Source organism: Paenibacillus sp. XP01, assembly GCF_057364885.1.
Genome location: NZ_CP139481.1, coordinates 2,354,889 through 2,369,319 on the forward strand (window position 1 = coordinate 2,354,889; position 14,431 = coordinate 2,369,319).

At 49.0% G+C, this 14,431-nt stretch carries 17 protein-coding genes; all 17 read left to right on the forward strand.

Features of this window, described 5'->3' with window-relative positions; genetic code table 11:
• Window positions 1–5: 5 nt before the first annotated feature.
• The 17 genes from SNR34_RS10895 to SNR34_RS10975 all read left to right on the forward strand — a co-directional run bounded on the left by SNR34_RS10895 (window position 6) and on the right by SNR34_RS10975 (window position 14,143).
• Entirely contained in the window at window positions 6–2,099 is a 2,094-nt protein-coding gene (locus SNR34_RS10895) for a chemotaxis protein CheA (protein ID WP_236417105.1), read from the forward strand.
• A gap of 40 nt (window positions 2,100–2,139) precedes the next feature.
• Entirely contained in the window at window positions 2,140–2,601 is a 462-nt protein-coding gene (locus SNR34_RS10900) for a chemotaxis protein CheW (protein ID WP_236417106.1), read from the forward strand.
• 3 nt (window positions 2,602–2,604) lie between these two features.
• Window positions 2,605–3,231 carry a chemotaxis protein CheC gene (locus SNR34_RS10905; RefSeq protein ID WP_343259523.1) on the forward strand — a complete coding sequence of 209 codons (627 nt, stop codon included), beginning with the start codon at window positions 2,605–2,607 and terminating at the stop codon, window positions 3,229–3,231.
• On the forward strand, window positions 3,224–3,721 hold the full coding sequence (locus SNR34_RS10910; protein WP_486181872.1) for a chemotaxis protein CheD: 498 nt from the start codon (window positions 3,224–3,226) through the stop codon (window positions 3,719–3,721). The genes SNR34_RS10905 and SNR34_RS10910 overlap by 8 nt, the downstream gene beginning before the upstream one ends.
• Window positions 3,722–3,725: 4 nt before the next feature.
• Window positions 3,726–4,166 carry a hypothetical protein gene (locus SNR34_RS10915; RefSeq protein ID WP_236417109.1) on the forward strand — a complete coding sequence of 147 codons (441 nt, stop codon included), beginning with the start codon at window positions 3,726–3,728 and terminating at the stop codon, window positions 4,164–4,166.
• A gap of 15 nt (window positions 4,167–4,181) precedes the next feature.
• Window positions 4,182–4,970, forward strand: coding sequence for a FliA/WhiG family RNA polymerase sigma factor (locus SNR34_RS10920; protein WP_236417110.1), 789 nt, complete (start codon window positions 4,182–4,184; stop codon window positions 4,968–4,970).
• 57 nt (window positions 4,971–5,027) lie between these two features.
• Window positions 5,028–6,437 carry a DUF342 domain-containing protein gene (locus SNR34_RS10925; RefSeq protein WP_486181873.1) on the forward strand — a complete coding sequence of 470 codons (1,410 nt, stop codon included), beginning with the start codon at window positions 5,028–5,030 and terminating at the stop codon, window positions 6,435–6,437.
• Between the two features lie 51 nt (window positions 6,438–6,488).
• A complete protein-coding gene (locus tag SNR34_RS10930; protein WP_343259520.1) occupies window positions 6,489–6,806 on the forward strand; it encodes a hypothetical protein in 318 nt (105 codons plus the stop codon).
• 51 nt (window positions 6,807–6,857) lie between these two features.
• Window positions 6,858–7,412 carry a hypothetical protein gene (locus tag SNR34_RS10935; RefSeq protein WP_486181874.1) on the forward strand — a complete coding sequence of 185 codons (555 nt, stop codon included), beginning with the start codon at window positions 6,858–6,860 and terminating at the stop codon, window positions 7,410–7,412.
• Between the two features lie 3 nt (window positions 7,413–7,415).
• Complete coding sequence (locus SNR34_RS10940; protein ID WP_486181875.1) at window positions 7,416–8,039, forward strand: endolytic transglycosylase MltG; 624 nt, start codon at window positions 7,416–7,418, stop codon at window positions 8,037–8,039.
• A 227-nt stretch (window positions 8,040–8,266) separates the two neighbouring features.
• Window positions 8,267–8,965, forward strand: a complete 699-nt coding sequence (rpsB, locus tag SNR34_RS10945; protein ID WP_486181876.1) for a 30S ribosomal protein S2 — start codon at window positions 8,267–8,269, stop codon at window positions 8,963–8,965.
• A gap of 116 nt (window positions 8,966–9,081) precedes the next feature.
• A complete protein-coding gene (gene tsf / locus SNR34_RS10950) occupies window positions 9,082–9,732 on the forward strand; it encodes a translation elongation factor Ts (RefSeq protein ID WP_236417118.1) in 651 nt (216 codons plus the stop codon).
• A 237-nt stretch (window positions 9,733–9,969) separates the two neighbouring features.
• Window positions 9,970–10,698 (forward strand): UMP kinase, encoded by a 729-nt coding sequence (pyrH, locus tag SNR34_RS10955; protein WP_236417119.1) that lies wholly within the window; start codon window positions 9,970–9,972, stop codon window positions 10,696–10,698.
• Window positions 10,698–11,252, forward strand: coding sequence for a ribosome recycling factor (gene frr, locus SNR34_RS10960; protein WP_236417120.1), 555 nt, complete (start codon window positions 10,698–10,700; stop codon window positions 11,250–11,252). The genes pyrH and frr overlap by 1 nt, the downstream gene beginning before the upstream one ends.
• 89 nt (window positions 11,253–11,341) lie before the next feature.
• A complete protein-coding gene (gene uppS / locus SNR34_RS10965) occupies window positions 11,342–12,109 on the forward strand; it encodes an undecaprenyl pyrophosphate synthase (protein ID WP_236417121.1) in 768 nt (255 codons plus the stop codon).
• A 16-nt stretch (window positions 12,110–12,125) separates the two neighbouring features.
• On the forward strand, window positions 12,126–12,920 hold the full coding sequence (locus SNR34_RS10970) for a phosphatidate cytidylyltransferase (protein ID WP_236417122.1): 795 nt from the start codon (window positions 12,126–12,128) through the stop codon (window positions 12,918–12,920).
• A gap of 68 nt (window positions 12,921–12,988) precedes the next feature.
• Window positions 12,989–14,143, forward strand: a complete 1,155-nt coding sequence (locus SNR34_RS10975) for a 1-deoxy-D-xylulose-5-phosphate reductoisomerase (protein WP_343259517.1) — start codon at window positions 12,989–12,991, stop codon at window positions 14,141–14,143.
• Window positions 14,144–14,431: the final 288 nt, after the last annotated feature.

Genomic DNA, 14,431 nt, shown 5'->3' on the forward strand with positions numbered 1-14,431 from the left:
TCACAATGGACATGAACCAATACTTATCCATGTTTATTGATGAGTCGAATGATCATCTGCAGTCCCTTAACGAAAATATGCTTCAACTCGAAAGCAACCCGGAGGATCTCGGTATCGTACAGGTCATTTTTCGCTCTGCACATACCTTGAAAGGCATGGCCGCAACGATGGGCTTCGAAGATCTGGCATCCCTGACGCATAAAATGGAAAACGTATTGGATTTGGTGCGTAACGAAAAATTGAAAATGCAGGATTTCATTTTTGACACCCTGTTCAAAGGGTTGGATGCACTGGAAACGATGGTACAGGACATTACCGGCGGTGGAGAAGGAAAAGCGGACGTTTCCTCCATCGTAGCCGCTCTTCAGGCAATCGAAAGCGGTGAGTGGAAAGGTGGGGACACCCCTGCTGCCGATGCAAGCCAATCGAGCGATTCGACAGAATTGGCGGCGGTTGAGCTGGACGAGTTCCAGTATTCCGTGCTCGAACAGTCCATCTCGGAGGGACATCAGGTACATTTTATTGAAGTACATGTCAGTGAACAAAGCCAGCTTAAGGCTGTACGGGCGTATATGGTCTTTGATTTGCTGGAGCGCTCCGGCGAAGTGGTCAAGGCCTTCCCGTCTGTCGAGGATATAGAGCAGGATAAGTTTGAGCGCAGTTTTTCGTTGTATTACATAACAACCAAAGAAGCGCCGGAACTTGAAAAAGCGATCTTGGGCATTTCAGAGATAGATAGTGCCAAAGTGGTTCCGCTGGATCAAGAATCGCTTCAACATATGACCAGTCAGGCTATTGCCGCAGCCGCAGAGTTGACGGCAGCAGTCGAGGCGGCAACGGCCCCGGTTGCTGCAACTGCGGAGGCATCGCCCCAATCAGAGGGGGCCGCGAAAGAAGCAGCCCAAAAAGAAGCAGCCAAGCCGGCTGCTCCCAAGCCGACTGCAGCGCCTTCACGAACCATTCGCGTCGACATTGAAAGACTTGACGTATTAATGAATCTTTTCAGTGAATTGCTGATCGATCGTTCCCGCCTGGAGCAGTTGGCAAGTGAAACGGGAAATAACGATTTGTCCGATACGGTAGCCCACTTGAGCAGGGTCAGCACGGATTTGCAAAATATCGTTTTGAAATTGCGGATGGTGCCGGTAGATACCGTATTTAACCGCTTCCCGCGGATGATCCGCGATTTGGCCAAAACGCTGGATAAAAAAATCGATCTTGTCATCACCGGCGCGGAAACCGAGCTGGACCGCACCGTCATTGACGAAATCGGAGATCCGCTCGTGCATTTGCTTCGAAATGCGGTCGATCATGGCGTAGAGAATGTTGCAGAACGCATCGCAGCCGGGAAGCCGGAAATGGGCACCGTGAATCTGCGTGCATTCCATAGCGGGAACCATGTCTTTATTGAGATCGAGGATGATGGCAAAGGAATCTATCGCGAAAAATTGTTGAAAACGGCGATTTCCCGAGGAGTCATTACCGAAGAGCAGGGAGCCAAAATGAGCGACGATGAAGTCAACCAGCTTTTGTTTGCTCCGGGCTTCAGCACAGCGGATAAAATTTCGGACATCTCCGGACGGGGCGTGGGACTGGATGTCGTTAAATCCAAAATCACCTCGCTTGGCGGCAATGTAACGATTCACTCGACGCCGGGCAAAGGCACGAATTTCTCGGTCCAACTGCCACTGACGTTGTCCATCATTGCGGCGATGCTTGTGCGCCTCGGTTCAGAGAAATATGCCATTCCTCTTTCTTCCATCGTAGAGACGGCCATCGTGCAGCGTGAGCAGGTACGCAACATTCACGGCAACAAGATGATTACGTTCCGGGAATCCCTTATTCCTTACCTTTCGTTAAGCGAGGTATTTGGTGTACCCGATTTCAATGATGCCGATGAGAAAGAAACCGAAATCGTGGTTATTCGCAAAGGCGATCGCCTGGCAGCGGTGTCCGTTGAAGAATTTATCGGTCAGAGCGAAATCGTGCTGAAATCGATGGGGAATTATCTGCCTGCGATTGAAGGAATCTCTGGAGCTACGATCCTGGGTGATGGACAAGTTGCGCTCATCGTAGACCCTAATGCATTTATCAAATAAACATCATTCCTAGCCTTACATTAATAAGGAGGTTTTATCCATGGATCAAGAATTGAAAGTCATCGTCTTCAAACTCGGTTCCGAAGAGTACGGCGTAGAGGTGGAAAAGGTTCAGACGATTGAGCGCATGATGCCGATTACCCGGGTACCCAATACGTACTCTTTCGTAAAAGGCGTCATCAACCTGCGCGGCGTGGTCATTCCCGTCATTGACCTCCGCGGTCGGTTTTCCTTGCCTGAAACGGAATATACCGATCAAACAAGAATCGTCATCGTGGCTGTAGGCGATATGCAGGTCGGCTTCATCGTAGACGCGGCCAACGACGTCATTGACATCAAGAGCAGTTCCATCGACAATCCCCCGGAAGTGGTTGGCGGCGTAAAAGCGAGATACTTGCGCGGCGTGGCCAAATTGGAGAATGAACGGTTGCTCATCATGCTTAACCTGAATGAAGTATTAAGCAGAAGCGAAATCGTTCAGCTGGAAAGCGTCGAGGGCTAAACCGTGGAAATATTCAACCGATTTGAGGGTATCCAGTTGGATGTGCTCAAAGAGGTCGGTAACATTGGAGCTGGCAACGCCGCTACGGCGTTGTCCCAGCTTTTGAACAAACCGATCGATATGGGCGTACCGACTGTGGAAATGCTTCCTTTTGAAAAAGTCGCGGAAAAGGTCGGCGGCGATGAGCGCATCGTGGTCACGGTGTTCCTCCGGGTGGAAGGTGAGGCGCCTGGCAACCTGTTTTTCATGATGGCTCCGGAAGCCGCCAAAATGCTGTTGAACCGGCTTGCCGGTTTTGAATTGAAGGAAGGTCTCGAGTTTACAGAAATGGAGCAGTCGGCTTTATCCGAAATAGGAAACATGTTGGCTGGCTCCTATCTGTCATCCTTAGCTGACTTTACCGGCTTGTCCATGTATCCTACCGTTCCCGGATTGGCTGTCGATATGGCTGGGGCCATTCTTAGCTACGGGCTGTTGCAGTTCGGGGAAATGGGGGACGACGCATTGCTCATTGACACGTCCTTTCTTGAAGGACAGGATCAAGTAGAGGGCCAATTTTTCCTGATTCCCGATCCTGCGTCATTCGCCAAGATTTTTGAGTCTTTAGGGGTGCCGCTGGATTATGATTGAAGACAAAAACATCGTCAAGGTCGGAATGGCGGATTTGAACATAGCCAAACTTCCCGGCATTATTCGAACGACAGGCCTGGGATCTTGCGTGGGTTTAACGATGTACGATCCGCAGCTGAAGCTTGCCGGGATGGCACACGTTATGCTCCCAACGTCGGAAATCGCAAGAGAGGGAAACCTAAACAAGGCGAAATATGCAGATACCGCATTGCCCGAGCTTTTGGAGAAAATGCTGCAGTTAGGGGCTTCCCAGTCACGGATCGTATCCAAAATGGCCGGCGGCTCTCAAATGTTTTCTTTCTCGGGAGCAGGAGAGACGATGCGCATCGGGCCGAGAAATGCCGAGTCTTGCCGGGAATGGCTGGAGAAGCTTAAAATACCGCTTGTTGCCGAAGATACCGGTGGTAATTATGGCCGTACCATTGAAATGGATTGCGAAACCGGGCTTTTGACTATTCGAAGCGTACAAATGGGTGTAAAGGAACTATAAACATATGATTGGAAACTACCGCATTAATCTTGGAGCAGGCATAGTCGGATTTATTCTGACTTTTTTTGTAGCATATAGCAGCAATGTGTTCGTGACCAGTTTAATTCGCGGGTTCATCGGATTCGTAGTCTGGTTTGTTCTTGCATATGGTCTACGCTGGGTGTTGGGCATGCTGCTGGCTCCTTCCCCGGAACATAATGGGTTCGATGTTGATTCCCTGAATAATCAGGCTGTCAAAGGTTCGCAGATGGACATCACACTTGAAGGCGATGGAGAAGAGCTGAACGACTTGCTCAAGAATGGACAGAACGCTTCCGCCGAGGCAGATCTTCCGACATCCGAAAACACGAAGACGGATTTCACGCCATTAAACCCGCCGAAACTTGTGCGGACGAAAGAGCCGGAAGAGTTGGCGCAAGCTGTTCGTCACCTGACAGACAAATAAGGAGGGTGAAGGCAATTGAACGAGCGTAAAGCTGCACATTTGAACCATGCTGATCTATGGGAAAAGTGGAAGGAACATGGAGATCTTGATGCGAAGAAAAGTTTGATTGAAAAATATTTGCACATTGTTAATTACGTTTCTGGCAGATTAGCCGTTGGTTTGCCTAAAAACGTACCTAAAGATGATCTCGAGAGCAACGGCGTCATGGGGCTGATCGATGCGCTCGAGAAGTTTGATTATGAAAGAGGCCTTCAATTCGAAACGTATGCTTCCTGGCGGGTGCGAGGGGCCATTCTTGACGGGCTGCGCCAAGGCGACTGGGTCCCACGTTCCGTTAGGGAGAAGGCCAAACGGATCGAAGACGCGTATCAACAACTGGAACAGACGTATCTGCGCTCTGTGACCGATGAAGAAATGAGCCAGTACCTGGATGTGTCCACAAAGGACTTTCAGCATATGCTTCAGGAGGTGGCCGTGATGTCATTGTGTTCCCTGGAAGACCCGATCCGGGAGGAAGAATCGGAAACGCGGCTTTCTTTAATGGTGGATGAAAAGGCCAAAAACCCGGACTACAAAGTGAACGAGTTTTATTTGAAGGAAGCACTGGTGCAGGGATTGGAGAAGCTGACCGTAAAGGAACGGACGGTGGTATCCCTCTTGTATTATGAGGACCTTTCGCTCAGCGAGATCGCCGAGGTCATGTCCCTTTCCCCGTCGCGGATTTCGCAGCTGCATTCCAAGGCGATATTAAGACTGCGCGGAACGTTGGACAAACAGAAGGAATTGCTGCTGAGCAGGGACTAAAATAGAAAATGATACGAATTCAGGGAGTGGAAGGTCTAATAAGGGGGAAGAGCTGCATTGACACAGCCGAATGCGTTGGAACAATGTCTGAGCGTTGTATTCTCTGAAGACAAAAGCAAAGCTTACTTGGAATTATCGAAACATGAAGAGGGTCAGGAAATCGCTCTGGAAGAACTGGAAATGTATATCGCAAGTCAGGGGATCAAGTATGGCATCATGAAGGAAGCCCTGCTCGCTTTTGTTGCACAGCCCGAAAAGCATATCCATGTACGTTATTTATTTGCCGAAGGAATCGCTCCGGTTGCAGGCAAGGACGGTTTTATCAAACTGCATGCGGGGGTGGAGGAACACAGCGAACACCGTCCGCTGGAAGCCGAGGATGGCAAGGTGGACTATAAGGAAGTCACTCGCCTTGACAACGTTCGTTCCGGACAGATTATCGCCGAACGGGTTCCCCCAGAAGAAGGCACCCCTGGTACCGCGGTAACGGGTGAAACCATTCCTTTTCGTCCAGGAAAAGAAGCCCGGTTTAAAGTGGGAAAAAACGTCGTTGTTAATCCGGATGGCTCTGCAATGTATGCCGCGATTGACGGGCTTGTGACCAAAACGGAAGATCACAAGTTAAATGTGTTCCCTGTATACGAAATTAATGGCGACGTTGATTATAGCACCGGCAATGTTGATTTCGTAGGGACCGTGGTCATCCGTGGCAACGTGCTGACGGGTTTCAAAGTTAAAGCAGCCGGCGACATACGCGTTGTAGGTGGAGTCGAAGGAGCAGAGTTGGAAGCCGGAGGTTCCGTAGAAATTACGGGCGGGATCATTGGATATAACAAAGGGCATGTGCATGCCGGACATAACGTGAAATGCACGTTTGTTCAGGAAGGGCATGTCGATGCCGGCGAAGATGTTCTCGTATCCCAAAGCATCATGCATTCCAGCATACGTGCAGGCCGTAACGTGATCTGTGCCGGAACGAAAGGGCTGATCGTCGGCGGGACGATCCAGGCCGGCGAGAATGTTTCCGCGCGCATTGTCGGAAACAGCATGTCCACGGTGACCTCCATTGAGGTCGGTGTTTTACCCAAACTTCGCAATGAGCTGAACGATTTGCGCTCGAATTTGCGAACCCATATGGATTCGTTGGACAAAACGAGGAAAGCACTGGCCCTTTTGGACCAACTGGCCGCATCGGGCCAGCTGAGCCCTGACAAAATGGCCATGCGGATCAAGCTTACTGCCACTCAGAAATCTTCGATGCGTCAAAACGAGGAAACGAAACACCGCATCCTGGAAATCGAGAAGATTCTAGAAAATACGAGCATGGCGCGCGTCGATATTTTCAAGACCATCTATGGTGGCTCTAAGATAGTTATCGGCAGATACACCAAATTTGTTAAAGATCCCGTCCATCGAATTTCATTTTATTACAGTGATGGAGACATTGTGACGGTTCCATACGTTTGATCTCACGATTCGAGTTCAGGAAGTTCCATTCGAAACCCAAGAGGTGAGCGCATGAGTTTCAAGGCGGTAGAACTGCAGATCGCGGTGCCTAGAACGAGTGAAGCTGGGCGTTACCAAAATGAGTACCAACAGAGGCCGATGCTGGATCAGCAAATGATTGCGGAGCAAACAGCCAAGGAAGCTCAGGCATCGAGTCAGCGCAGCACTGCGGTGGACGAAGCGGCGGATGCTGCGGTGAGGGATGGCCAGTCCCACCAAGGAGAACGCCATGGTGGCACATTGACGAGCGATGTGGAAGAAACCGGGGAGCAACAGCCCAAGCTTGCCGAGCATCCGTTTAAAGGGAAACATATCGATCTGTCCTTCTGAGATGATGGCATGGACTTTTTTTGAAACAGGATGAGCATAAGGAGAGATTCGATGTCGCCGTGGATTATTATTGTCATACTGGGAGGCTGTGCCATCGTTTACGCTCTGATTCAGCCGAAGAAAAACAAGAATGAAGTACCGGAACAGAAGCTTGTTCAAGAAATGGAGGCAACGCTTGAGCATTATATGGCCGAAATCGAGAGGGATAACGATACTCTGATTCAGCGCGTTGCCGAAATGAAGGGAGAAGCCGCGGCTGCGGATCAGCGCATGCAGGCCCAGCTTGATGAACTGGAAAAACGGTTGAAGGGACTTGAAGAGGCCCGGGTTGAAGCAGTGAACGAAGTTTATGTCCGGAATTCGATCTCCGAAGCGCCGGCAGGAGAAACCAAGGAGACCGCGTTTCAACCTTCTTTGGCGGCTGCCGAGCAGCCAAAGATGGATGAATTGCCCGATCCCCAACGCGAAACCATCAAAGCGCGGTATGCGGAGTTGTTCCGGCTGCATGGAGAAGGGAAATCCATGGATGCCATCGCAAAACACACGGGGATTCAACGCGGAGAAGTGCAGCTGATCTTACAGCTTGCAGAACGGGAGGAGAGCTGACGCATGGACAAGCGCTCCCTATGGATCGGAATTGGCAGCGGCATGATTGTCGGAGCGGTATTGCTTCAGCTTGCCAACGTGGGACAAAATGCTTTAGCCGATAACGGTTTGGAGCCTAAGCAGGTTTCGTCGTTATCAAGGGAACAGCTGGAGAATGCTGCGAAGAGCATGAATCTCAAGCTGGTTGACAATGATGCAGAGCTCTATACCGAGACCGAATGGGTGGAAAAAAAGAAACAAGAGAGCCGCACGCTGCAGGGAGAGACGGCAACTGCGCCGAAAGAGACGGAGCCGGCCGAAAAACCCGAAACCCCTATTGATCCGCAGCAGCCTTCTGCAGATGCTGCGGATTCGCCAACACAAACGAGCAAACCCGAAACCTCAAAGCCTACCGCCCCTGCGGAACCGAAGAAACAGGTCTCTTTTCGGATCCGTTCGGGAAGCACACTTGTGATGGTAGCGGAAAATCTCGAAAAAGCAGGCATTGTGGATGATGCCGAAAGCTTCATCAAAGCAGGCCGGGAAGCAAAGATTAACACCAAAATACAAGTAGGCACCTACTCTCTTGAAAAAGGTGAAAGCTACCAGTCCATCATCGACAAAATCATCAAAGAACCGTCAAGCTGAGCTTGCTCAGACAGGACGGTTCTTTGCTTGCAGCGGCAGATGCAGGAGCGGATAGAAACATTCGAGGTAAATGTTGCAACCAACAATTTCTTGTGTTATATTAGATAACGGTGTTAAAACACACGCATGGCTAATTTTGTTGAGGGTGCTTTCCTGATGGAGAGTCTTGGCAAAAAATGATGCCTGCGGAGGGACACAATAAAAACCATATTAGGAGGTGTGTGAAGATGGCAGTAATCTCCATGAAGCAGCTTCTTGAAGCTGGGGTACACTTCGGTCACCAAACTCGTCGTTGGAACCCAAAAATGGATCGTTATATCTTCACCGAAAGAAACGGAATCTACATTATCGACTTGCAAAAAACAGTTAAAAAAGTCGAGGAAGCTTACAACTTCGTTAAAGGAATCGCAGCTGAAAATGGTACAATCCTGTTCGTAGGAACCAAAAAACAAGCTCAAGATTCCGTTAAAGAAGAAGCTGAGCGCGCTGGTCAATTCTACATCAACCAACGTTGGTTGGGTGGTACTCTGACAAACTTCCAAACGATTCAAAAACGTATCGATCGTTTGAAACAATTGGAAGCTTGGGAAGAGGACGGCACTTTCGCCGTATTGCCTAAAAAAGAAGTTATCTTGCTTCGCAAAGAAAAAGATCGTCTGGAGAAATTCCTCGGCGGTATTAAAAATATGAAAGGCCTGCCAAGCGCCCTGTTCATCATCGATCCTCGCAAAGAGCGTATCGCTGTTGCCGAAGCTCGCAAATTGGGTATCCCAATCGTTGGTATCGTTGATACAAACTGCGATCCAGACGAGATCGATTATGTTATTCCAGGTAACGACGACGCGATCCGTGCCGTTAAGTTGCTGACAGGTAAAATGGCTGATGCCGTAATCGAAGCTCACCAAGGCGAAGAAACATCCGCTTAATCGAGCTCGCATTATACCTTAAGAATTAAATGAAAAGGGTGGTTGGTAGGTGGATAACCTCTCACTGCCCTTTTTTTAGAGTGTACTTACAAAACTCATTTTGGAGGGAATTAACAATGGCAGTAAATGCGAGTGCAGTAAAAGAACTTCGTGAAAAAACAGGCGCAGGTATGCTGGATTGCAAAAAAGCGCTGGAAGAAGCAAACGGTGACCTGACAAAAGCGGCTGAACTGTTGCGTGAAAAAGGTCTGGCAGCTGCGGCAAACAAAGCTGGCCGTGCAGCAACTGAAGGTACAGTGGAATCCTATATTCATGCTGGCGGACGGATCGGCGTTCTGGTTGAAGTTAACTGCGAAACGGACTTCGTAGGTAAAACAGACCAATTTAAAGAGTTTGTTAAAGATATCGCAATGCAAATTGCAGCAGCAAGCCCTAAATTCGTAAGCCGCGAAGAAGTTTCCACGGAAGAGTTGGAAAAAGAAAAAGAAATCCTGAGAGCACAAGCACTGAACGAAGGCAAGCCTGAAAAAATCGTTGAGAAAATGGTTGAAGGCCGCATCGGCAAATACTACGAAGAGTTCTGTTTGCTGGAGCAACCTTTTGTTAAAGACCCTGACAAAACGATTTCTCAATTGCTGAATGAAAAAATCAGCCAAATCGGTGAAAATATCTCCATCCGTCGTTTCGTTCGTTACGAACTGGGCGAAGGCCTGGAGAAAAAAGTCGACAACTTCGTAGAAGAAGTTATGTCCCAAGTAAACAAGTAAGCAATAACGAATGATTGCCGGTTAGTCAAAATGCTTTTCGAAGATATAAGAATGAACAAACTTCGAAGCTCGCAACTCCCTTATATCTAAGGAAAACAATGCCTTTCCGGATCATCGTTTTTCCTAAAAAGAGTGGAACACAAGCTGTGTTCCTTTCTTTTTAAGCAGGAGGCTACGCGCGAGAAGTTTTGTTGATTGAACGCCGGAGGCGCTCAATTCAAAGTGGAGGGTGAACAATTGGAACAGCCAGTATTTAAACGCGTTGTATTAAAGGTTAGTGGGGAATCCCTTTCTGGCCAAAACGGCTACGGTATTGATGCAGAGACGATCTCTTCGATTGCCCAGCAGGTAAAGGAAGTTGTTGAATTGGGCGTCGAAGTCGCTATCGTATGTGGCGGCGGCAACATCTGGCGCGGTATCGCCGGAAGCGAAAACGGCATTGACCGGGCAACGGCCGATTATATGGGTATGCTGGCAACAGTCATGAACTCGCTCGCCCTGCAGGATGCACTCGAACAAATCGATGTGCCTACGCGCGTGCAAACATCCATTGCGATGCAGCAAATTGCAGAACCGTACATTCGTCGTAGAGCCATTCGTCATCTGGAGAAAGGCCGGGTCGTTATTTTTGCAGCAGGTACAGGTAACCCGTTCTTTTCCACGGATACAACAGCGGCGCTGCGCGCAGCGGAGATTGAAGCTGAAGTCATCCTGATGGCTAAAAACAAAGTGGATGGCGTCTACTCGGCAGATCCATTCAAGGATAGCAAGGCTGAGAAATACGAGCAGCTGACGTACCTTGATGTACTTAATAAAAATCTAGGCGTGATGGACTCGACAGCGTCTTCGCTCTGCATGGACAATAACATTCCGTTGATTGTATTTGCCATTACAGAGCAAGGCAACATCAAACGCGTTGTTCTTGGCGAACGGATTGGAACAATCGTTAAAGGGAGTGTAGATTAATGCCACAAGCAGTTAAAAAAAGTGCTGAAGAACGTATGGAAAAGGCCATTCAGGCATTGCGTCGCGATCTTGCGACTCTGCGTGCCGGACGTGCCAGCTCAGCTCTGTTGGACCGAATTCAAGTTGAATATTACGGCGCGATGACGCCTCTCAACCAGTTGGCCAACATCAGTACGCCGGATTCCCGTACGCTGATGATTCAGCCTTGGGATAAATCTTCGATGAGCGACATTGAGCGCGCGATCATGAAATCCGATCTCGGGCTTACGCCTGCAAATGACGGAAGCATGATTCGCCTGTCCATTCCTCCGTTGACTGAAGAGCGCAGAGCCGAACTTGTCAAACTTACCAAAAAGTTCGGTGAAGAAAGCAAAGTGGCCATTCGAAACATTCGGCGCGATGCAAATGATGACATCAAAAAAATGGAAAAGTCGGACATTTCCGAGGACGAATCCCGGAGACATCAAGACGATATCCAGAAATCGACGGACAAGTTTATCGCTGAAGTCGATAAGGTACTCGCTGCCAAAGAAAAAGAAATTATGGAAGTGTAAGACAAGCGCAGCCCCTCCGATACGGTGGGGTTTTGTCTCTTTTTCCAAGCTTCAGGTGAAGAAACTTCAAGGATTTTGGAGGAACAGGAATGATCAAACGGGTTCGGTCGTGGTGGAATGGGGCTGAAAAGCAGGAAACGCTGACGATTTCCGGGGACAATATCCCGGAGCATGTTGCCATCATCATGGACGGAAACGGACGCTGGGCCAAACGGCTTGGACTTCCGAGGATCGCCGGGCACCAAAGCGGCATGAAAGCCGTCAAGCGTGCGGCCATAGCAGCGGATGAACTGGGGATTAAATATCTGACGATGTACGCTTTTTCGACAGAAAATTGGGCGCGTCCAAAAGAAGAAGTGGACTTTCTGATGCGGCTTCCGCAAGAATTCCTGGCGATAGAGCTGGATGAACTGATCGAAAAAAATGTTCGTATTTCCATGATGGGTCAAGAGGAATATTTGCCTTCCCACACCGTGGATGCTTTACGTGAGGCAATTCAGCGTACGCAGCATAATACCGGGTTGGTATTGAATTTTGCAATGAATTACGGAAGTCGCAAGGAAATGACGGACTGTACCAAGCAGATTGCATTGAAAGTGCAGTCGGGGGAATTGTCGATCGAGGAAATCACGCCTGAAGTGATCGACAAACATATGTTTACTGCAGGCATGCCTGATCCTGATTTGTTAATCCGCACAAGCGGCGAACTTAGACTCAGCAATTTTATGTTGTGGCAATTGGCATATAGTGAATTATGGTTTACGGATATATATTGGCCTGAATTCGGCAAACAGCATTTGCTTGAAGCCGTGGCCGAATATCAGCGCAGGTCACGGCGTTACGGCGGTTTGAAATAGATGGAGGATGAAGCCGTTGAAACAGCGAATAACGACAGGAATAATAGCAGGCGCGTTGTTTTTGGGTTTTTGCCTGCTGGGTGGACCCTGGTACCATGGATTGGTACTGGTAATGGCTCTCATCGGTTATTATGAGTTTGTGAAAATGACAGGGCTGCCGCCCTTTTCGGGCGCAGCCCTAATCGGGTATGCAGGTGTTTTTGCATTGGTGTTTCCATGGGAAATGCTGTGGGACCATCGCCCGCTAACGTTATTTCAGGTGGGCTGGCTTGTTATGCTTGTGTTGATGGCAACCTCGGTTGTAACGAAAAACAGAATATCGGTGAACACGGTAGCCATGCTGTTTCTGGGCGTGGTTTACGTAGGGGTTGGCTTTTATTACATTGCGGAATCGAGGCATTTGCCAAACGGTCTTTTTTGGACGTTTTTGCTGCTCGGTTCCATTTGGTCCAGTGATGCAGGGGCCTACTTTGTAGGAAAGCTTATCGGCAAAAACAAGCTGTGGCCATCGATTAGCCCCAACAAAACGGTTGAAGGAGCGTTGGGTGGCATTGCGATTGCAATTGTGACCTCGCTTGTTTTTGCATGGGCTTCGGACGGACTGCTCACTTGGGAAAGGGCGATATTCATCGGGCTTGCCGCTGCGGTGGTAGGGCAGATGGGGGATTTGATCCAATCCGCATACAAACGTATATATAACATTAAGGATTCCGGCAATCTGCTTCCGGGACATGGAGGCATCTTGGATCGATGCGATAGTTGGATCGTGGTATTCCCGTTTGTACATATACTGATGTTATTGCCCTATTAATTACGAATGCAGATCGTGTATGGCGAATGGTCGTACATGTAATGGGATAAATGAAAATGAGGTGCAGCATGAAAAAAATTGCGATTCTCGGTTCTACCGGTTCCATTGGAACTCAGACACTGGATGTCGTAGACATGCATCCAGACCTTTTTCAGGTCGAGGGTCTGGCTGCCGGGGGAAACATCGAACTTCTGATAGATCAAGCCAAACGTTACAGGCCGAAAAAAGTATCCGTCGGTTCCAAGGAGCTTGCAGACAGGATCGCTCCATATCTACCTGCGGGAACGCAGCTGTGTTACGGCGAAGAAGGTCTGATTGAAGTTGCAGCCGGAACCGATGCAGATACGGTAGTCACTGCGGTAGTGGGCAGCGTCGGATTGGAGTCCACGCTGGCAGCGATCGAAGCAGGCAAACAAATCGGCCTAGCCAATAAAGAAACGCTGATTACCGCCGGCCATATCGTTACTTCCCGGGCTGCGGCCAAAGGCGTAGCGTTGCTTCCCGTGGACAGCGAACACTCTGCCATTTTTCAATGCTTGAACGGGGAGAATCGGGATCGCATAAAAGGCATTACGCTCACGGCATCGGGAGGCTCCTTCAGGGACTTGTCCCGCGAACAGCTGGAGCACGTGACCGTTGAAGACGCGTTGAAACATCCGAACTGGTCCATGGGATCCAAAATCACGATCGATTCCGCCACAATGGTCAACAAAGGGCTTGAAGTGATTGAGGCTCACTGGCTATTCGGCCTTGATTATGATCAGATCGATGTGCTGCTTCACCCGGAGAGCATTGTCCATTCTTTTGTGGAGTTTGAAGACACGAGCATCATTGCCCAGTTGGGAAATCCCGACATGCGCGTACCGATCCAATATGCCCTGACTTATCCCGATCGATTGCCGTCACCTTCCAAGAGACTTTCGCTGGCACAAGCGGGGCGATTGAATTTTCGCGAGATGGACATGGAACGGTTTCCATGTTTAAGAATGGCTTATGAATGTGGAAGAATGGGAGGAACTGCGGCCACGGCTTTCAATGCGGCTAACGAGGTAGCGGTAGCGGCGTTTTTGAAAGGGCTGATTCCATTTTTGCAAATAGAATATATCATCGAGAAAGTGCTTGATCAGCACGTTCTTATTCAGAATCCAGTCCTTGAGGAGATTCATTTGGCAGATCAACAGTCGCGCAGGTTTGCCGAGTCTTTGATTGAATTGAATTCATAAACCGAATAGGGTATTTATGGAATCAACTATATGGTATAATATAGTTGATTTTTTACATTGTTGAGCATCCACCAGACACGCCAAGCGGACCGCTGGGCTTTCGTGTTTTACGAAGCACGGGTCATATCATATACTGTGAACCATCGTATTTCTAAGGTCCCCTTCAAGATCTGTTCTGATCGAAAAGGTGGCCTTTCTACATATTTGAAGGAGGAATCGGACATAGCCAGCCAATGAATGGTTATACATCCCTTGAGAAGAGCAATACACTAAGCTTGCGGAATGGAG

Coding starts and splice junctions, on each gene's coding strand:
- SNR34_RS10895 (WP_236417105.1), top strand. CDS start 6: ATGGACATGAACCAATACTTATCCATGTTTATTGATGAGTCGAATGAT.
- SNR34_RS10900 (WP_236417106.1), top strand. CDS start 2,140: ATGGATCAAGAATTGAAAGTCATCGTCTTCAAACTCGGTTCCGAAGAG.
- SNR34_RS10910 (WP_486181872.1), top strand. CDS start 3,224: ATGATTGAAGACAAAAACATCGTCAAGGTCGGAATGGCGGATTTGAAC.
- SNR34_RS10915 (WP_236417109.1), top strand. CDS start 3,726: ATGATTGGAAACTACCGCATTAATCTTGGAGCAGGCATAGTCGGATTT.
- SNR34_RS10930 (WP_343259520.1), top strand. CDS start 6,489: ATGAGTTTCAAGGCGGTAGAACTGCAGATCGCGGTGCCTAGAACGAGT.
- SNR34_RS10935 (WP_486181874.1), top strand. CDS start 6,858: ATGTCGCCGTGGATTATTATTGTCATACTGGGAGGCTGTGCCATCGTT.
- SNR34_RS10940 (WP_486181875.1), top strand. CDS start 7,416: ATGGACAAGCGCTCCCTATGGATCGGAATTGGCAGCGGCATGATTGTC.
- rpsB (WP_486181876.1), top strand. CDS start 8,267: ATGGCAGTAATCTCCATGAAGCAGCTTCTTGAAGCTGGGGTACACTTC.
- tsf (WP_236417118.1), top strand. CDS start 9,082: ATGGCAGTAAATGCGAGTGCAGTAAAAGAACTTCGTGAAAAAACAGGC.
- frr (WP_236417120.1), top strand. CDS start 10,698: ATGCCACAAGCAGTTAAAAAAAGTGCTGAAGAACGTATGGAAAAGGCC.
- uppS (WP_236417121.1), top strand. CDS start 11,342: ATGATCAAACGGGTTCGGTCGTGGTGGAATGGGGCTGAAAAGCAGGAA.
- SNR34_RS10975 (WP_343259517.1), top strand. CDS start 12,989: ATGAAAAAAATTGCGATTCTCGGTTCTACCGGTTCCATTGGAACTCAG.